This is a genomic window from Pelagibius litoralis (assembly GCF_011683915.1).
Classification (GTDB): Bacteria; Pseudomonadota; Alphaproteobacteria; order Kiloniellales; family Kiloniellaceae; genus Pelagibius; species Pelagibius litoralis.
Genome location: NZ_JAAQPH010000002.1, coordinates 355856 through 373832 on the forward strand (window position 1 = coordinate 355856; position 17977 = coordinate 373832).

At 62.2% G+C, this 17977-nt stretch carries 19 protein-coding genes and 1 tRNA gene; 13 read left to right on the plus strand and 7 right to left on the minus strand.

Translation table 11 applies throughout. The features are described 5' to 3' along the window. Window positions 1–2: 2 nt before the first annotated feature. Window positions 3–911 carry a carbohydrate ABC transporter permease gene (locus HBA54_RS03870; protein ID WP_167221534.1) on the minus strand — a complete coding sequence of 303 codons (909 nt, stop codon included), beginning with the start codon at window positions 909–911 and terminating at the stop codon, window positions 3–5. Window positions 912–1133: 222 nt separating this feature from the next. On the opposite strand from HBA54_RS03870, the gene HBA54_RS03875 reads away from it, so the two are divergent. Continuing rightward, window positions 1134–2120 (plus strand): sugar-binding transcriptional regulator, encoded by a 987-nt coding sequence (locus HBA54_RS03875; RefSeq protein ID WP_167221536.1) that lies wholly within the window; start codon window positions 1134–1136, stop codon window positions 2118–2120. Window positions 2121–2139: 19 nt separating this feature from the next. Here the strand turns inward: HBA54_RS03875 and HBA54_RS03880 are convergent, their stop codons facing one another. After that, window positions 2140–2778 (minus strand): RT0821/Lpp0805 family surface protein, encoded by a 639-nt coding sequence (locus HBA54_RS03880; RefSeq protein WP_167221538.1) that lies wholly within the window; start codon window positions 2776–2778, stop codon window positions 2140–2142. Beyond that, the gene (locus HBA54_RS03885) at window positions 2775–3326 is read right to left on the minus strand and encodes an RNA polymerase sigma factor (protein ID WP_167221770.1); all 552 of its coding nucleotides are present in this window, start codon (window positions 3324–3326) and stop codon (window positions 2775–2777) included. Before HBA54_RS03885 ends, HBA54_RS03880 begins: the two co-directional genes overlap by 4 nt. 217 nt (window positions 3327–3543) lie before the next feature. On the opposite strand from HBA54_RS03885, the gene HBA54_RS03890 reads away from it, so the two are divergent. From HBA54_RS03890 to HBA54_RS03905, 4 genes are all read left to right on the plus strand, one after another. After that, window positions 3544–4548 carry a Hint domain-containing protein gene (locus HBA54_RS03890; protein WP_167221540.1) on the plus strand — a complete coding sequence of 335 codons (1005 nt, stop codon included), beginning with the start codon at window positions 3544–3546 and terminating at the stop codon, window positions 4546–4548. Then, on the plus strand, window positions 4548–4922 hold the full coding sequence (locus HBA54_RS03895; protein ID WP_167221542.1) for an RT0821/Lpp0805 family surface protein: 375 nt from the start codon (window positions 4548–4550) through the stop codon (window positions 4920–4922). The genes HBA54_RS03890 and HBA54_RS03895 overlap by 1 nt, the downstream gene beginning before the upstream one ends. A 3-nt stretch (window positions 4923–4925) precedes the next feature. Further along, complete coding sequence (locus HBA54_RS03900; RefSeq protein WP_167221544.1) at window positions 4926–5597, plus strand: Fe2+-dependent dioxygenase; 672 nt, start codon at window positions 4926–4928, stop codon at window positions 5595–5597. Window positions 5598–5686: 89 nt separating this feature from the next. Continuing rightward, the gene (locus tag HBA54_RS03905) at window positions 5687–6673 is read left to right on the plus strand and encodes a Hint domain-containing protein (RefSeq protein WP_167221546.1); all 987 of its coding nucleotides are present in this window, start codon (window positions 5687–5689) and stop codon (window positions 6671–6673) included. 46 nt (window positions 6674–6719) lie between these two features. Here HBA54_RS03905 and HBA54_RS03910 read toward each other — a convergent pair whose 3' ends face one another. After that, window positions 6720–7916 (minus strand): glycosyltransferase, encoded by a 1197-nt coding sequence (locus tag HBA54_RS03910; RefSeq protein WP_167221548.1) that lies wholly within the window; start codon window positions 7914–7916, stop codon window positions 6720–6722. A 305-nt stretch (window positions 7917–8221) separates the two neighbouring features. On the opposite strand from HBA54_RS03910, the gene HBA54_RS03915 reads away from it, so the two are divergent. Genes HBA54_RS03915 through HBA54_RS03925 form a run of 3 tightly spaced genes read left to right on the plus strand, consistent with a single transcriptional unit; the run spans window position 8222 to window position 12184 of the window. Further along, window positions 8222–9583: a glycosyltransferase gene (locus HBA54_RS03915; RefSeq protein ID WP_167221550.1), complete on the plus strand. Its 1362-nt coding sequence runs from the start codon at window positions 8222–8224 to the stop codon at window positions 9581–9583. Window positions 9584–9614: 31 nt separating this feature from the next. Beyond that, window positions 9615–10676 carry a glycosyltransferase family 2 protein gene (locus HBA54_RS03920; RefSeq protein WP_167221552.1) on the plus strand — a complete coding sequence of 354 codons (1062 nt, stop codon included), beginning with the start codon at window positions 9615–9617 and terminating at the stop codon, window positions 10674–10676. Between the two features lie 14 nt (window positions 10677–10690). Continuing rightward, window positions 10691–12184, plus strand: a complete 1494-nt coding sequence (locus tag HBA54_RS03925) for an oligosaccharide flippase family protein (protein ID WP_167221554.1) — start codon at window positions 10691–10693, stop codon at window positions 12182–12184. A 36-nt stretch (window positions 12185–12220) separates the two neighbouring features. Here HBA54_RS03925 and HBA54_RS03930 read toward each other — a convergent pair whose 3' ends face one another. Both HBA54_RS03930 and HBA54_RS03935 read right to left on the minus strand, forming a co-directional pair. After that, window positions 12221–12721, minus strand: a complete 501-nt coding sequence (locus HBA54_RS03930; RefSeq protein WP_167221557.1) for a DUF2938 domain-containing protein — start codon at window positions 12719–12721, stop codon at window positions 12221–12223. Then, the gene (locus tag HBA54_RS03935; protein ID WP_167221559.1) at window positions 12714–13595 is read right to left on the minus strand and encodes a class I SAM-dependent methyltransferase; all 882 of its coding nucleotides are present in this window, start codon (window positions 13593–13595) and stop codon (window positions 12714–12716) included. Before HBA54_RS03935 ends, HBA54_RS03930 begins: the two co-directional genes overlap by 8 nt. Window positions 13596–13669: 74 nt before the next feature. Between HBA54_RS03935 and HBA54_RS03940 the strand changes: the two genes are divergently transcribed. After that, window positions 13670–14101, plus strand: a complete 432-nt coding sequence (locus HBA54_RS03940; RefSeq protein ID WP_167221561.1) for a helix-turn-helix domain-containing protein — start codon at window positions 13670–13672, stop codon at window positions 14099–14101. Window positions 14102–14232: 131 nt separating this feature from the next. Here HBA54_RS03940 and HBA54_RS03945 read toward each other — a convergent pair. Continuing rightward, window positions 14233–14322 (minus strand) — tRNA-Ser (locus tag HBA54_RS03945). Between the two features lie 242 nt (window positions 14323–14564). Between HBA54_RS03945 and HBA54_RS03950 the strand changes: the two genes are divergently transcribed. The 4 genes from HBA54_RS03950 to HBA54_RS03965 are packed head-to-tail and all read left to right on the plus strand — an operon-like array spanning window position 14565 to window position 17973. Further along, window positions 14565–15761, plus strand: a complete 1197-nt coding sequence (locus HBA54_RS03950; RefSeq protein ID WP_167221563.1) for a substrate-binding protein — start codon at window positions 14565–14567, stop codon at window positions 15759–15761. A 33-nt stretch (window positions 15762–15794) separates the two neighbouring features. Continuing rightward, complete coding sequence (locus tag HBA54_RS03955; protein ID WP_167221565.1) at window positions 15795–16538, plus strand: isochorismatase family protein; 744 nt, start codon at window positions 15795–15797, stop codon at window positions 16536–16538. Window positions 16539–16558: 20 nt separating this feature from the next. After that, window positions 16559–17269, plus strand: a complete 711-nt coding sequence (locus HBA54_RS03960; protein ID WP_167221567.1) for an ATP-binding cassette domain-containing protein — start codon at window positions 16559–16561, stop codon at window positions 17267–17269. A 2-nt stretch (window positions 17270–17271) separates the two neighbouring features. Next, the gene (locus HBA54_RS03965) at window positions 17272–17973 is read left to right on the plus strand and encodes an ABC transporter ATP-binding protein (protein WP_167221569.1); all 702 of its coding nucleotides are present in this window, start codon (window positions 17272–17274) and stop codon (window positions 17971–17973) included. Window positions 17974–17977: the final 4 nt, after the last annotated feature.

Genomic DNA, 17977 nt, shown 5'->3' on the forward strand with positions numbered 1-17977 from the left:
ACCTACCACCTGACCTTGAAGATTTTCACGAAAAGGTTCGCCGCGATCAGGATCACAAACAGCGCGAAGAGGCTGAGGGTGGCGCCGTAGCCCCACTTGATGAAGCTGAAGGTTTGCTGCCAGGCGTAGAGACTGAGTGTGTAGGTCGCGGTGCCCGGCCCGCCGGAGGTCATGACGAAGACATAGTCGAACATGCGGAACAGGTCGATGCCGCGGATCAGCACGGCAATGGCGATGACTTTGCTCATCATCGGCAGGGTGATGCGCCGGAAGATCTGCCAGGCGCTGGCACCGTCGATCATGGCCGATTCAAAGGGATCGCGGGGCAGGGAACGCAGGCCGGCAATGAAGATCAGCACCATGAAGGGCGTCCACTGCCAGACGTCGGCCAGAATCACCCCCCAGATCGCCAGCGACGAGGTCGCCAGGATCGGCGTCGCCGGGCTCAGCACGCCGAGGGACTGAAGTGTCCAACTGATCAGGCCGAACTGCGAGTCTTGCATCAGGAGGAACATCATCCCGGTGACCGCGGGTGGAATGACAAGGGTCAGGGTCATGACGCCGCGCAGGAAACCGAAGCCCCGGTCGTCGGAATCGATCAGCAGGGCGATGGCCATGCCGAGCACCAGCTGGATGGTCAGGCAAACGCCGGTGTAGAACAGCGTGACGTAGAAAGCGCTCCACATGCGCGGATCGGCAAAGAGTTTCTGCCAGTTTTCGAAACCGACGGGCACCAGGGCCCGTTTGCGCGGTGCGAATTCGTGAAACGACAGAAAGATATTGTAGAAGAAGGGGTAGAGGGCGAAGACCACCAGGATGACGATCAGCGGCAGCAGCCATGGCAAGGGATGGTCGGAAACCATGAAGCGGGGGCCTTTGAGGGCGCGCGTCACCATCCGGCGATCATCCATTGAAATCGCTTCATCGAGAATGCAGGCCGATCAGATAGCCGTCGCCCTGAGAACACCACGCACCTCCCCAACAGCAGGCATTAATGAAATGCGCGCAGGATTACCCTGTCGCCAGCCTGTTCGTTCTTATTACGGTTAACGTCGCATAACATTTTTTTCCGTGCAATATCATTTGTTCATGTTAATGCTCATTGCCGGATATTCAAGAGAAGGCATGACCCTATGGCCCGGGCGACACCGGACATTCTGAAGCTCGGCGACGAGGCCCAGCGCGAAGGCTGGCCCGAGCAGTTGGCCGTGCGCATCTGCTGGCACTACTACATGCTGGGCCGCACCCAGCAGGAGATCGCCGAGGCGCTGGGTATCAACCGGGTCCGGGTAAACCGCCTGCTGGCCGAAGCCAGGCGGCGCGGCATCGTGCGGGTCACCATCCATTCCAAGCTGACCGAGAACGTCGCCCTCGAACAACGCCTCGCAGAGACCTACGGGCTCGATCTGGTTGAGGTGGTGATCGGCGATGTCGCCGACGAGGCCCAGCTTGCCGAGGTTCTGGGGCGGGCGGCGGCGGGATCGGTCGCACCGCTCTATGAAGACGGCATGACCGTGGGGATTGCCTGGGGGATTACCCTGAAGGCCTTTGCGCAGGCGACAGAGGAGAAACCGCTGCACGATGCCGCGGTGGTTTCCATGCTCGGATCGCTGACCCGGCGTTCTTCCGTCGATGCTTACGAGGCAACGACCGATCTGGCCGCCCGCCTTCATGCCGAGTGCTACTATCTGCCCGGCCCCATCGTCTGCGACAGCGAGGAAAGCCGTAACACGATCCTGCAGCAGCCGATGATGCGGGAGGTCTTTTTGAAGACACGCTCGGCGGATCTGGCCCTGGCGAGTGTCGGCGGGCTGGACTCCAGCACCATCCGGCTCATGGGCTTCGTGAACGAAGCGGAGTTCGACGAGGTTTCCAAGGCCGGGGCCATCGGCAACTTCCTGGGCTACTACCTGGATGAGAAGGCGGAGATCCTCGACCATCCCATCAATCGCCGGGTGCTCGGTTTTCCGCCCAGCGATTTCATCAAGATCCCCCGCCGAATCATGATTTCAGGTGGCCCCACCAAGGTGCCGGTGCTGCGCGCCTTGATCGAGCGCGGCTACTTCACAGACCTGGTCACCGACGCCGAGACTGCAAAGGCGCTGTTGGAGAGCGCGTAGCGTTTCTGGTTCGGTGCGATCAACTGTCGTAAAACAGCTCTTCGGCCAGGGTCCAGTTGCCGTCGGCCTCCCGGCAGGCAATCGCCCGTGTCGTTTCCTCGCTATCGACGGCAACTTTCACCGCAAGGTACTCCCGGCACCAATGATTCGATTTGCTGCGGTAGGTTCGCACCGGCGTCACCTCGCCATAGGTGCCGCTGTCCGGGTTTCGCCAGGCCAGTTTATTGCCGGAAGCGGTTTCCTCAAGCGCCCGTGCCACGGCGTCGGACAGCAGGCGCTGGTCCTCCGCCTGCCGCGCCGCCAGGGATTCGAGCGTGCTGTGTACCCGGTATTCTCCGGCCAGGTATCCCGCCACGCCGGCAACCACGGCCATCGCCAGCGCCGCCGCCAGGGCAGGGGACCAGCGCTTGGCCCTGGGTGTCGGGCGGCGGGCGGCAAAGCCACGGTCGATCGTATCGATCAGATGTTGCGGCGGATCTTCGTTCACCGGGCCCTGCATGGCCGAGCGCAACAAAGCGGCGGCATCTCGCAGGGACTTCACTTGCGCCTGCGCCGCCATATCGCTTGCCAGGCGCTGCTCCACGTCGCGGGCGGCAGCCGGGTCCAACTCTCCATCGACATAGGCTTGAAGACTATCGTCGATTTCCTTTCTGCTCATCTGCCGTTCTCCATCTTGCCATTCTCTATCCCGCCATCGGGGCTGCCGTCGGTGTTTGCCTCGGCGCCTTCTTCTTCCAGGTAACCGCGCATGGCCGAGCGGGCGCGGCCCAGGCGGCTGGTCACCGTGCCGACCGGCAGGCCGGTGATCTGCGATACCTCGCGGTAACTGCGCCCCTCCACGCATATGAGCAGCAGTACGATGCGTTGCTCCTCCGGCAGGCGATCAATGAAGCGGCGCACGGCGGTGAGAGCGAAGCGGTCTTCCTGTTGCTTCTCGCCGTCCAGCGACCATTGGCTCTCAGAGCCGATCACCGCGAGATGGCGGGCGCGCGTCTTGCCGTCACGCAAGGCGTTGAAATGCAGGTTCTGTGCGATGCGGTACATCCAACTGTCCAACCGGGTTCCTTTTTCCCACTTTTCGAGGTTGGCTATGGCTCTCTCACAGGTTGCCTGAACCAGATCGTCGCCATCCGGCACCGAACCGGCCAACCCATAGGCGAAGCGGCGGAGCTGCGGCAGCAGCGCTACGATCTCGTCACGCAGCATCTCGTCCAAAAGATCCCCTCCAAGCCTCTGACGGGCATGTCGGTCGGGTTTCCAGTGCCTTACCGCTTCAACAACACACCAGACGGCAAAAGCTTCCCGAAACGGCTTCACTTTGCAGAAATATGAGAAAATGTAGCACGCTGGGGATGGATTCCGCTGCTGGCGTGTTATCGGAACAAGGACAAACTTCCAGGATGGCTTTGATGAAGGCAGGAACATGAAACAAAGCAACCGCGCCTTCACGCGCCTGATGGCGTCGACCAGTCTGATTGCCCTCTCGCTGACGATAGCACCCATTGCCCTAAGCCCTGATATCGGCGGCGCGAGCCTGGGCTTCGCCGACTCCGGCAGCAGCTGCTTTGTCGCCGGTACCCGGGTTTTGATGGCTGACGGCTCGGAAAAGGCGATTGAGTGTATCGAAGTGGGAGAGGCAATCCGCAACGGCCGCGGCGGCATCAGCCGCGTTCGCGCGATTGAGAGGCCTGCTCTCGGTACGCGGTTGCTTTTTGCTTTCAATGGCTCCCGGCCTTTTGTGACGGCAGAACATCCCTTTCTCACTATGATGGGTTGGAAAGCCGTCGATCCGGCAGCAACGGCCCGTGAGAATCCATCACTGCCGGTTTTGACGCTGCGCCAAGGCGACCTGCTGACCCGGGCACATCCGGCGCGGTCCGGAAGTGTTTCCGGGAACCTTGCCCTGGCGGATGACATTGAGTACGCGCTGGAGCCGTTACGGCGCCTGACGGCATCTGCCGCGCCGCCTGAAACCGTCGTCTATAATCTCATCCTGGAAGGTGATCGCAGCTTCATTGCCGACGGCTATGTGGTTCACAACAAGGGCGGTGAAGGGGGTGAGTCCGGCGGAGATTCCGGCGGCGAATCAGGAGGCGGCGATTCAGGGGGCGGCGGAGAGTCCGGAGGAGGAAATTCCGGCAGCGGCGGCGGCGGCGAATCTGGCGAGAGCGACAGTTCGGGCGAAGGCGGCGAATCTGGCGAGAGCGACAGCTCGGGCGAAGGCGGCGAATCTGGCGAGAGCGGCAGTTCGGACGAAGGCGGCGAATCTGGCGAGAGCGGCAGTTCGGGTGAAGGCGGTGAATCGGGCGATAGCGGTGAGTCCGGAGAAAGCGGCGAAGCGGGCGAATTCTCTGGTGATGCGGGCGAAGCTGGCGAAGATCTCAACGACGATGAAGAGGCGGATTTAATCCGCCGGGGTTGGCAGTGATGTCGGCGCTTGGTTTGAAGGGCCCGAAGACGCTGACGTTACTGGGAGTGGTATTCTTCCTGAGCGCCTGCGCGCAGTCGCAACCGGCGGGCGACCCGTCCTATGCCGCGCTGGCCCCCCGCGCCGAGGTGCTGGCGCGCAATACGGTGCAGACCGCCCTGGAGACCGCGCAGAGCCGATCGAGCCTGGGGTGGAGCTTTGTGGAGGACGGCAGCAGTGGCGCAATAACCCCCTTGCGCAGTTACAAGAGCACCACGGGCTATTACTGCCGCGAGTATGTCGAGGTGATTGAGACGGCTGCGAACGGTAGCAATTCCAGGCAAAGGACGGCATGCCGCGATGTCGACGGCGTCTGGAAACCGATACGGTCTTGAGTGATGCTTGCGACTATTGACGGGGTGCTCGATTGGCCCGCCTTGAAACAGCTGCGCGCCGCCTTGGCCGACGGTGCGTTTGTCGACGGACAGACCACGGCAGGCTTTCGGGCAAAAAGAGTTAAACACAACGAGCAGTTAAGCCCCAAGGCTGCGGATCGTAAGTCTCTGGATGATATGATTTTGAATGCGCTGCGTGGCCATGACGACTTCCAGCGACTGGCTTTCCCCAAGGCCATCCAAAGGCCGCTGTTCAGCCGTTACGGCGTCGGGATGAACTATGGCCTCCACGTCGACGACGCTTTGATGGGTAAGGAAAGACGGATCAGGAGCGACCTCTCGGTCACGGTCTTTTTGAATAACCCGGACGACTACGATGGTGGCGAGCTGGAGATGATGAGCGCCTTCGGGCCCCAGGAGGTCAAGCTGCCCGCCGGATCGGCCGTTCTCTATCCCTCCAGCACTTTGCACAGGGTCAAACCGGTAGCGGCTGGCGAGCGGCTGGCCGCGGTAACCTGGGTTCAGAGCTTCATTGCCGATCCGGCAAGAAGGGAGATTCTGATCGATGTTGATCGCATGCGACGGCGACTGACCTCGGTGGATCCTGACGGTGAGGAAACCGACCTCGCATTCAAGACCTACGCCAACCTTCTACGCATGTGGTCCGACGTTTAACTGCTGGGCCGAAGATTACTGTTCTTGGGGGATGATTTCCGTTTCCCGCGGGTTGTCTCAGTAGATCAACCCCAAGCGAGGAAAGCCCCATGCCGAGCCATTCAACGTCGAAGAATTTGCGCCTGCTTGCAGGCACCAGCCTCTTGGCACTTTCCTTTGCCGCGAGCCCCCTGACGGTATCAATCGATTGGCAGGACGGCCCATTGACGCTGCAGAGCGCAGAGGCGAAGAGCTGCTTCACCGCAGAGACCCGCGTACTCATGGCGGACGGAAGCGAGAAGCCGATCTGCGAAATCGTGCCGGGTGATTCGGTTTTGGGTGGCAATGGGCGCATGAACCGGGTCGTCGCGGTAGAGCGTCCCGGCCTGGGTGAGCGCAAGCTGTTCGCCTTCAATGGTGGCGAAGCCTTCGTGACGGCGGAACATCCTTTTCTGACACCGGCTGGTTGGAAAGCCATCGATCCGATTGCGACCGCCGATGAAAACCCGACTCTGAAGGTTGCCCGGTTGGCAGTGGGCGACCTGCTCATGGCAGCCTTACCGGCGGGTGCGGAAAGCCAAGGCAATCTGGCTCTGGTAGCGGAAGTGGTGACGCGGCCTTTACCGTTGGAGCGGATCGAAAGCGTCTCGGCCGATCCCGCCATGCTGGTCTACAACCTTCTGCTGGATGGTGACCATAGCTACATCGCCAATGGCCTGATCGTGCACAACAAGGGCGGTGAAGGCGGCGAGTCCGGCGGCGGAAATAGTGGTGGCGGCGAACATGGCGGCGGTGAGAGCGGTGAACACGGCGGTGGTGAGAGCGGTGAACACGGCGGTGGTGAGAGCGGTGAACACGGCGGCGGTGAGAGCGGCGAACACGGCGGCGGTGAGAGCGGCGAACATGGCGGCGGTGAGAGCGGTGAGCATGGTGAAAGCGGCGAGTCTGCCGAAACCGATGACGATGACGATCATCGTGGGCGCGGCCGAGGTCGGGGCCGTGGCGATGACCAGTATTTTGCCGATGGCAATGCTCAGGGCGATGGTGAGTTGTCCTCTGATCAGGAGGCGGCTGCCATCAACGAAGGCTGGCAGTAAGCATTTGTGAATATCCTCCGGCCGCTTCCTCTTCGCCAACAGGCGTTCAGTCGTCGGGTCGGCGATGGAGACGTGCGGTCGGGTTCGGGGGCGATGACGTGGGCAAGGTCCAAGCAAGCCCAAGGCGGGCGTAGTGGGCGGCCCTCAACGGACTCTTGTCCCGCAGTTGTTCCCTGATGCGCCAAACGAGCCCGCGCGCCAGCCCGCGCGCGATCTGCCGTCCGGTTTCCGACTGCCGGCTGAGCGCCCGGATGCGGTGGGAAATACTTTTATCTTGAAGTATCTCGTCGCATCCGTATTTCGACAGCATGGCACGCTTGAGTAGGTTCTTTTCTGTGTTGGAGAGTTTCGCTCCCCCAATGCTGGCCGCGGCCTCAAAGTCGTTGAGTGCTGGTTCCCACAGTTTCTTCCGCGCCATGATCGCGGCGCGCTGCAGGGTTGCCCGTCTCGTGGCTTCGGGGCCATCGATCCGTCGGGAGGGCAGAAACTCCGACAGGTCGAGTTCTGCGTAGCAGCGTTGCAGGATTTCTTTGTCGGCTTTTATCCATCTGGCAACGCGCTGATCCGAACTGAAGCGCCCCGAAGCGGTGCCGCGGTACCCGTCATGCTGGCGCTGAAGAAAGACGATGGTTTCGGTGGCAACCGACCTGGCAACCCGGGCCAGCCGGATCAGCATGTCGTAATCCTGGGAACGGGGCAGTCCTTCGTTGAAAGGGCCGACCCGGTCGTAAAGCGATCTCCGCACCAGCATGCCGGGTTGATGAACAAAGAAATCCTCAAGCGTGGCGGTTAGAAAATCATCCGGCGCAGACTGCCGCCAATAGCCGGTATCGAAGATGTGTCGGCAGCCGGTTTCCGGATCAACCGAGAAGCGGTTGTAACGGCCATAGGCAAAGCCGGCTTTCCCATCCGTTTTGATTAGGTCCGTCAGCACGGCGAGGGCATCCGGAAGGACGAGGTCGTCATCATCGACAATCCAGATCAATGGATGTCTGGCCCTTGCCAGGGCCACGTTCAAGCCCGCGGACTTTCCGCGGTTTGGCATCCTGACGACCTCGACGGCATTCCCGAATCGGCGGAGTGTTTCTTCCGTTCCGTCATTGGACCCGTCGTCGACAACGATGATCTGGGCCGGTTGCAACGACTGTGCAAGGATTGCGTTCAAGCACTCCGTAAGGAAAACGGCTCTATTGAACGTCGGAACGACTGCTGTTGTGGAAAGATCGCCGCTAAATCGCGCCATGCCTCATTCAGTACCCGCTGGCCAAGGGACTTATACCGGGGCGCAGGATCGCCATATTACCTCACCGATGATTTCAATGTGATGGGCACTCGATTTCAATTCGGGGGTAGCAACCGAAGGTGCCACACCAACGTATGACTATGCCAAACCGCAGCTACGAAAAAGGCCGTATATATTTGATTATCAACGAAAATATGCTTTTCTGAATCATCTGAAGCGGTCTGATCAATACGCCGCGTCCCCATCGGTTTATTCATATAGTCGGACTACCGGTTGTGATCTCTATGTGTCGCGGCGAATGAACAGTGGTGTCGGGCCTGCCGGATGATATTTTGCAGAGCGCCGGTAGCGCTGAACTGTGGGTAGCCGAACAGTGGAAGAGCACGCGCTTGCAAGTGGCATTTTTCACCAATGCATTTCCCATGATGTCGGAGCCCTTCATTGCGCTGTCGGCAGCGTCGCTTATCGACCGAGGTCACGACGTCGACGTCTACGGTCTGTCAAACGTAACGCCGACAGGTTTTTCTTCCGCACCCTCCGTTCAGGCGAAGCTGCGGGATCGCTTCCGAAACGCGCAGTGGCCATTGCGCTTCAGCGAACGCATGAAGCAGTTGCCGACAGCGGCGTCTGACTTGGCAAGGCGGCGGGGGATCGCCTCGCTGCCGATCTGGAAGCCGGGTACCTACCGCCGCAACTGGTCGGACCTCACGGCAGTCTATCAGGCCCGGGTGATCGCCGAGCCTGGTGAGTACGACATTCTCCATTGTCAGTTCGCGACACTGGCTGAATACGTCGTCAAACACCGGAGAGCGGGAATCCTGAAGGGCCGGCTTGTGGTCCACTTTCGCGGCTATGACATATCCGAAGTTGTCCAGCGTTTCGGACCAGACGTCTATGACTACCTCTGGAGCGCGGCGGACCGCTTCATCGCGAACTGCGATCATTTTAAGGAGCGCGCGATCGCCCTGGGCTGTCCCGCCGACAAGATTGATGTCGTTGGTTCAGGCATCGATTTACAGGGCTTTGCCTATCAGGAGCCGAGAAGCACCGATGGCGGCCCTGTGCAGTGCCTCACGGTTGGCCGCCTGACTCCCCGAAAAGGTATCCACATCGCGATAGAGGCGCTTCGCCGTCTGGTCGCGGAAGGCTGCGATATCAATCTCGCTATCGTCGGTGATGGCGAGCAGCGCCGGGAGCTGGAAGAACAGGCAAGCGCCGGCGGACTCGGTGAGCGCGTGAAATTCCTCGGATCGCGCCCGCACAGTGAGATTCAGACTTTGCTCGAGGCCAGCCATATCTTCATCGCAGCCTCCCTGACCAGCAGTGCAGGCGGGGTCGACGCGCCGGTGAACACGATCAAGGAAGCCATGGCCGTCGGCGTACCGACCTGCGCAACCGATCATGGCGGTATACCGGAGTTGGTAGAGGAGGGGAGCACCGGGGTTCTTGCGCGGGAAAACGACCCGGCGAGCCTGGCGGCGGCCCTCCGGCGCTTGCTGGCCCGCGAAGCAAATTGGCCGACCCTATCCAGGGCCGGTCGTTTACGTGTGGAGCGGGATTACGGAAATGACATCGTTACCGACAAACTCCTGAAGGTCTACGAGATGGCGCTTGCCGATCGGGCAAAGCCCGAGCGGATGATTTCACCAGTCCGGGCAGCCCAGTAATTCTACTTCAGCAATCACGAGGTTGCCTGAGATGCCAGACAACATTGAGTTGACAGACAACGCCGTGAAGCCGGTTATTGAAGCGACCATTGTCGTGACACCGCGTGAGCGCTTTGGGGTTGCGGAAGAATCGCTCTTGAGCATCGTTGGGGACACGGAGGAGCCTTATCAGCTCATCTACCTCGACGGCGCCAGTCCGGCAAAGACCGCGGCCAAGGTCGCCGCTATCTGCGCAGAACGAGGGTTCCGCTATCTGCGTTACGAAGACTATCTGACGCCGAACCAGGCCAGAAACATCGGCCAGCGCCTCGTAGAGACAGACTACGTGGTTTTCGTCGATAACGACGTGATCGTATCCAAAGGTTGGTTGGCCGCCCTGATCGCCTGTGCGCGGGAGACGGATGCCGACGTCGTTGCGCCTCTTACCTGCCAGCGCCTGCCCCTTCACAGCGAGATCCATCAGGCCGGCGGCGAGTTCGCAGAAGACCTGAAGGCTTTTTTGAAGAGCAAACCGGAGGAGCGGCGGATTACGGATGTGCATCTGCGTCAGGGCGAGCAGGTGAGGGATGTCGCGCTTCAAAGGGGGGAAACCCAGTGCTGCGAATTTCACTGCGCGCTGGTTCGCAAGGATGCTTTTGCACGCTTTGGCGCGCTCGACGAGAATTTGCTCGCCACCAAAGAGCACATCGATTTCTGCATGACGGTCTGGACCAAGGGCGGCCGCGTTATGTTCGAGCCGACCGCCGTCGTGACCTATCTGTTCCCAAGCCGGGCGCGGCCCTTGACGAAGGAGGATTGGCCCTACTTTGCGCTCCGCTGGTCGCCTTTATGGCAGCAAAAGAGCCTCGATCATTTTCAGCGCAAATGGGCATTGTTTGACGATCCGTATTTTGAGAAGCGCAAGGGCATGCTGCACTTCCGCCATTCGGAGGGTATCGCCAGGCCGGTTCTGCGCCGGGTTCCCCTTCTGCGCAGCAGCTACACGGCCCAGAAGCTGGGTGTCGCTCTGCTGACCCGGCTTATCGATCTCTGGAGCGCGTGGCTGGCGCGCCGGCAACCGAACACTTTGCCGGCTACGGCAGAGCGCGGCTGAAAGCGGCGGGATCTATGGGACGGGCCCGAAAGCTGATCGGCCAAACGATCTGGGCATCGATGGGTCAGTTCGTCCAGTTGGTGGTCGGATTGATCGGCTTGATCATTCTCGTCAGGATCCTGGGGCCGGAGACCTATGGCCTCTTTGCGCTTGGCTTGCTGTTCATAAACCTTGCGGAAGTTTTCGTCGGCGGGCACGCGGCCGACGGCGTGGTGCAGAAGGAAGACCTCAGCGAGGCGGAGAAAACAGCCACCTATGCCGCGCTCATGGCCACCGGCGGGCTCTGCGCCTCCATCATCATTGCGTCCGCCGGGCTCGTCGCGGCGGTGTTCGACGCGCCGTCCTTGATCGCCCTTCTGCCTGTCATGGCGGCGCTGCCTGTTCTGACAGCGGCTGTCAGCGTTCCAAACCAGCTCCTGGTTCGTGATTTACGGTTTGCCGCTTTGGCCAAGGCCTCGGCAACGGCGAGTCTGCTGGCGGTTTGTGTCGGGATTTTTCTGGCCGTTGCCGGTTATGGGATCTGGAGCCTGCTCTGGATGGAGTTGGCGCGCCGCGCGGCGATGCTGGTCTTGGTCCACATCGCGACAAAGTGGCTGCCCGGTGCGGCCTTTTCGCGGCGCGACCTTTGGCCGATGCTGCGGTTTGCGGTCCGGCGTATCGAGAACAAGGGATTGCATTACATCTCGGTGGAGGCGCTGCCGCGCGGTTTCATCGGTTATGTTCTCGGTGCCGAGGCTCTGGGTTACTTTGCCGTGGCCCGCCGTTTTCTGGGCCAGTTGAACGGGGTTCTCAGCGGGCCGGTCTCGGCCGTCAGCTTCCCGGCAGCCGCAAGGCTGCAGTCCAGCCCGGCGCTCCTGGAACGCCTGATCGTATCGGTGATCCGCGTTTCCACCTGGACATTCTGGCCCGCCTTGCTGGGGGCCATCGTCATTGCACCGGTTTTGTTTCCGATCATGCTCGGCGAGAACTGGGGCGCTTCGATCGCGGTGATGCAGATTCTTGCGCTCGCCGCGCTCCGTTCACCCATCGTCGGGTTCTCGACCGCCGTTCTAACCGCCTTCGGCGCCATGGGCGACATCAGCCGGGTCCACATCGCCGCGATCGTTATCGGTGCCATCGGCTGCATCATCGGTATTCAGTTCGGCTTGATCGGGATTGCTGCGGCCTTGGCCTTTCGGCAATGGCTGCTTTGGCCGGTCATCGCATTTTTCGTGAAGAAGCGGACCGGCTTCGCGCCGCTGCGACAGGTCACCATCATGCTGCAGGCCGCCGTACCGGCGCTTGTGATGGCGGCGGCAGTGCTCTCTCTGCGCCTGGCCCTTGATGGCCTGGTGGCACCGATGATCGAACTCCTGGTTCTCATCGCCAGCGGCGTCTTCGTCTACCTGCTCGCCTGGTTGGCCTGGAACGGCGCCGCGCGGGCCAGCGCCCTTGAAGCCGTGACGGGATTGCTCCGTGGTGACCGCGACGCCGCCACACGCTCCCTGAAGGCCGTCATCGCGCCCTGACCGAGCGGAGGAGGGCGGCTACGCCCGCTTGGTTTGTCATAGCTCCAACAGACTTGTAATCCAGCCTGCCGCGTAGAGGCCGAGGCCGAAAACGCCGTGCGTGACCAGGCTGCGCAAGCGCGCGGCGGCAGGCTGGGGTGTGCGGCTGGCAGCGATGCCGGCGCCCATGCCCGGCTGCATTATCAGGAAGGGGGCCGCCACGCTGCCGATCCCCACGATCAGCGCCGGGCCGAGCGTCGGGTGACGGGCCCAATCGGGGCCCCAGATGGCGAGCAACACGGCGGCGAAGACGATGCCGATCAGATAGTGGGCGACCCAGCCAATCAGGCGCTCACCCGGCACCGGTAGCGAGGCGGCGATAGGATTATGGCGAAAGCGCCCGCGCGTCAGCCAGACGAGCCAGCGGCCCACCAGAGCGTAGTCCAGCGAAGGGCTATCGAACAGCCATGCCCTGGCAGCCGCCCAGAGATCCATGACCGCCGTCGCGCCGGCCCCGATTAGAAGAGCGTACAGAAGATATTCGATCGCCTCAGGCATCGCCCTTTCCCTTCGGCATGGTCGAGCGGGACGGTGCTCTGGCGCCGGCCATCCAGCAGGCTGCGGTAAAGCGGACTTCCGCGCCCTTCACGTAGGGATCAAAGGCTGTGCGGACCGTCTCGATGACCTGGGCGCGGGTCCGCTCGTCAGTCTCCTGCAGGATCTGGCCCAGAGGACCGATCCGGGTGAAGTAATGAATCAGGTCCTTTTCGAGGAAGCTGCAGGCGAGGTCGACGGGTCGGATCTCGATCTCGGCCCAGCCGCTTTGCTGCAAGACGCGGCGGCCAACGGCTTCTTCCGCAAAGGCGAGGGGGCCAGGCGCGCCCACGCGACGGGCAGGGATATCCGGCAGCAGCGGTGCCGACGCGCGCTCCGGTGTCGTCAGGAACGGATTCTCTTCAGGCCCCCGCCACGCGATGAAGCTTAGCGCCGCTTTCTCCCGGGCGGCATGCCGCAGGTTCTCAAAGGCCCGGACGGGGTTATCGAAGAACATCACACCAAGGCGCGAGACGATCACGTCAAACCCGGCGGGCTCAAAACCGTAGGCCTGTGCGTCGGCGCAGATGAACGCCGCCGGCAGGCCTGCGCGGTCGGCACGGGCCTGCGCGGCTGCGATCATCGGTTCCGAAACGTCCATACCGACGCAGCGCCCGTGTTCTCCGACCTTTCGCGCAACCGCCAACGTTGTGCTGCCTGTGCCGCAGCCAACGTCCAGAACTCGGTGTCCGGCAGCGACGGCAGGCGTTTCAAGAAGCAGATCCTCAAGCGGCGCGAACATCTGATCGAGTACGGGCTGTACATCGACCCAGGCACGCCCGGTCATGCCGTTCCAATGCTCTACCTGCGCGCTGTTGGCCCCATATGGCGTATCCATGCAACCTCCCTCGGCTTGCTTTTGAAAAGCGATGGCCGCAGAGTGCCACTTCAAGTCGACTTGAGGTCAATAGGATGAGAGACCTGGACATTACGGAGGTGGCAAAGCGCTCTGCCGTGCCTGCCTCGACGCTGCGATACTATGAGGAGAAGGGGCTGATCGTTTCCATCGGCAGGCGGGGCTTGCGCCGTCTGTTCGATCCCGGCGTGCTGGAACGGCTGGCACTGATCGCGCTGGGGCGGGCCGCCGGCTTTTCGCTCGACGAGATCGCGGTCATGTTCGCACCGGATGGACAGCCGTGCATCGACCGGCAGATGCTCACGGAAAAGGCGGAGGAGTTGGACGTGACAATCCGCAAACTCAGCGCCATGCGTGACGGCCTGCGGCACGCCGCCGCCTGTCCGGTGCCAAGCCATATGGAGTGCCCGACCTTTCGCCGCCTGCTGCGGGCTGCCGCGTCGGGCGCTATAAGAACGCCAGGGAAGTCGGTTCCGCAGCAGCGGTAAGACAGGCTTTGCCGGCAAAGCCGGGCCGCCAATCGCCGAACTGAAGGCTGGTTATCGGCGAAGGCAGTTATAGCGTGGCATCGCGGGACCCGCGGCGGATACCTTCGAACATCTCTGCCTAACACCGAGAGTGGCGGATGGGGTGGGATTCGAACCCACGAGACGCTCTCACGCCTGCCGGTTTTCAAGACCGGTGCCTTCAACCGCTCGGCCACCCATCCATCGCGCCTGCCAGGGGGCAAAACCCCCGCGGCCACCGGTTCTAAGCGGCCTGGGAATGAAAGGCAAGCGGCGGCACTCCGCCATGGTGGGACGTGGTCCTGGTTGGGGCGGGTCGTGAGGGTCGCCTACCGATGAGGGAAGAAGGCAAATTCCTGCAACCGTGTGGTTGTTGCGGCTCGGCGCATCTCGCGGCACACTCCCGCTTCGGTTCAGTCATAAAAAGACGGTAGGGGAAGCTATCATGGGGAAATCGAACAAGAATCAGCCGAAGGGGCTTTCCCGGCGGAGCGTTCTGGCCGCCGGCACGGCAGCCGCCGGTCTGGCGGCGCTGCCGGGTCTCACAACGGCGGTGCGGGCCGCCGATGCGGTCAAGGTCGGCGCGGTGCTGCCGTTCAGCGGCGGGTTGGAGCTCTTCGGCAACCAGGCCAAGCTGGGCATCGATCTGGCGGTGAAGGAGATCAACGATGCCGGCGGCATCATGGGCCAGCCGCTGGAGGTTCTCTACGAAGACAACAAGACCGATCCCAAGACCTCGGTGGAGAAGACGACCAAGCTGATCCGCGGCGACGGCGTGGTGGCCCTGACAGGGCCGATCACCTCCAATGCCCGCGATGCCATGACGGCGACGGTCAAGCGGCTGAAAACGCCGTTGCTCTATGCCACCAACTACGAGGGCGGAGCCTGCGACCGCTATCTCTTCTCCTTCAACACCGTGCCGAACCAGGAACTGGCAAAACTGCTGCCCTACCTTCAGGAGAATGTCGGCGGCAGCACCTACATGTTCGGCGCCGACTACGTCTGGCCGCAGAAGATGTTCGATGCCGCCAGAACCCTTGTCGAAGGGCAGGGCGGCTCGGTCGCCGGTGTGGAGTTCACCCCCTGGGGCGTGAAGGAGTTCGCGCCGGTCATCCGCCGGATTGCCGACAGCGGCGCCAAGACACTGTTGTTCGCACTGCCGGGCGGCGACGGGATCACCTTTATCAAGCAGGCCGAAGCCTTCGGGCTGTTCGAGAAGGTAACCGTGGGTTTCCTCGGCTTTGCCGAAACCTACCTCGGCGCTTTCGGCCCGGGCGGGGGGCAGAACATGTGGGTGACGGTACCCTTCGTCGCCTCCAACGAAAGCCCGGGGGTGAAGGACTTCGTTGCCCGCATTCGCGCTTCGGCTGGGGACAGCGTGCCGATTTCGCACTATGTGATGACCCACTACAACGCCATCAACGCCCTGCGCGATGCCCTGGTGCGCCAGGGCACGGTCAGCCGCGAGGCGGTCGTCGACGGGCTGGAAGGCCTGATCGTGGCATCGCCGGCGGGTCCGGTGACCATCGGCGCCGCCGATCACCACGTCACCCTGCCGATGTTCCTGGCAAAGACCGAAGGCGACGGGCTGAAGACCGTCCAGGATCTCGGGCGTCTGGCACCGGAAGCCGGCTGCAGCTAATCTGACGGCGTCCCAGTAGCGAGGAGGGAGACCATGCCGGATAGCATCGACCTGCCCCATCTGACCCGGGAGATCGCCGCCGCGATGCCGGTTGTGCCTGTCGATCTTGTGTTGGGCCGGGAGAAAGTCGGCCTGGTCATTGTCGATGAGGTGAATGGCTTTGCGACCGTGGGGGCGGGCAACCTGGCGCCGCCGGCCCCCAACGCGCAGGTCAGCACCATGGTGGCGGAAACCGACCGGCTGGCCAGGGCCTTCACCGCGAAGGACTGGAAAATCCTGGCCTTTCTGGACACTCACGTGCCGGGCAAGGCCGAGCCGCCTTATCCGCCGCATTGCGAAGCGGGCACGGGCGAGGAAGAACTGGTGCCGGAACTGGCCTGGCTGGAGCAGGATGCCAACACCACCCTGGTGCGCAAGGACTGCATCAACGGCTTCGTCGGCGCGATCCGGCCGGACGGCAGCAACGCGGTGGTCGACTGGGTGAATGCGGGTGACCTGCAGCGTCTGCTGGTGGTCGGTATCTGCACCGATATCTGCGTGATGGATTTCGTCCTGACGCTGCTGTCGGCGCGTAATCACGACCTTATGCCGAGCCTGAAGGACATCTCGGTCTATGCCGACGGCTGCTCAACCTATGACCTGCCGCTTTCGGTGGCCGAGAGTCTGGGGCTTCCCGGGACGGCGGCGCATCCGCAGGACCTGTCCCATCACATGGGGCTCTACTTCATGGCCTCGCGCGGTGCCGAGATCGTCGGCAAAGTCACCATGGACACCTGAGCCAGCATTATGAGTAAAGCGTGAGCGCACTCCTGGAAGTCGCCGGTCTCGAAAAAGATTTCGGCGGCGTCAGGGCGGCGGACGGGTTGAACCTGTCTCTCGAAGCCGGAGAGATGCTCTGCCTGATCGGGCCCAACGGCTGCGGCAAGACGACGTTTTTCAATCTCATTTCCGGGGCCGTTGCCGCTGACAACGGCAAGCTGCAATTCGATGGCGAGAGCCTGCGGGGACTGGAGCCTTACCAGATCGCCCGGCTCGGCATTCTGCGCAAGTTCCAGGTGCCTGGAATTTATCCGGATCTCACGGTGCGGGAGAATCTGCTGTTGGCGGCTGGCGGGCGGCCGGATGTCGTGGTGACCGACCTGGCCGAGCTGCTTGGTCTCGCACGTCTGTCGGACCGCGCGGAGGTTCAGGCAGGGGTGTTGGCCCATGGTGAAAAGCAATGGTTGGAAATCGTCATGGTGCTGGCGGGTCAGCCGCGTTTACTGCTCCTCGACGAGCCGACCAACGGCATGACCGCCGCAGAAACGGCGGCGACAGTGGCGCTCATCAAAGACCTTCATCAGCGCTACGGCTGCGCCTTCATCGTCATCGAACATGACATGGGTTTCGTGCGCGAGCTTGACTGTGCCGTCGCCCTGATGCTGCAGGGTCGGATCCTGCGCCAGGGAAGCTTTGCAGAGTTGCAGGACGATCCCCTGGTGAAAGAAGCCTACCTGGGGCAGGCCTGATCATGCTGCGGATCGACGGTCTGGTTTGCGGTTACGGTGGCAGCCAGGTGTTACGCGGCCTCGATTTGCAGATAGCGGCAGGCGAGAGCGTGGCGCTGCTTGGCCGCAACGGCATGGGCAAGACCACCCTGCTGCGCGCGATCATGGGCCTGCTGCCGGCAAAGGCCGGCAAGCTGTGGTTCGACGACCGGCGGATCGACGGCACCAAGACCGAAGCCATTGCCAAGGCCGGCCTGGCCTTTGTGCCCCAAGGCCGCGAGATTTTCCCGGACCTGACGGTTGCGGAGAACCTGCAGCTCGGGGCCATGGGACGCCGTGGTCTGGGGGCGGGGATTCCGCAAGAGATCTTTCAGCGATTCCCGATTCTGGCCGAACGCTTGAAACAGAAGGGCGGCACGCTTTCCGGTGGCCAGCAACAACAGCTCGCCATCGGCCGCGCTTTGGCGGGACAGCCGAAGATGCTGCTGCTCGACGAACCCTCTGACGGCCTGCAGCCCTCCATCGTGACCGAAGTCGGCCGCGCCATGCGCCGCGAGGTGGAAGAGCAGGGGCTGACCCTGATCACCGTGGAGCAGAATGTCGCGCTTGCCCTTGCCATCGCCGAGCGCTGCCTGTTCATCGAGAACGGCATCCTGGTTGCGGAAACCAGTTCCGCGGCACTGCGTGCCGATGACAGCCTGATCCACCGGTACCTGGCGATCTAGGGAG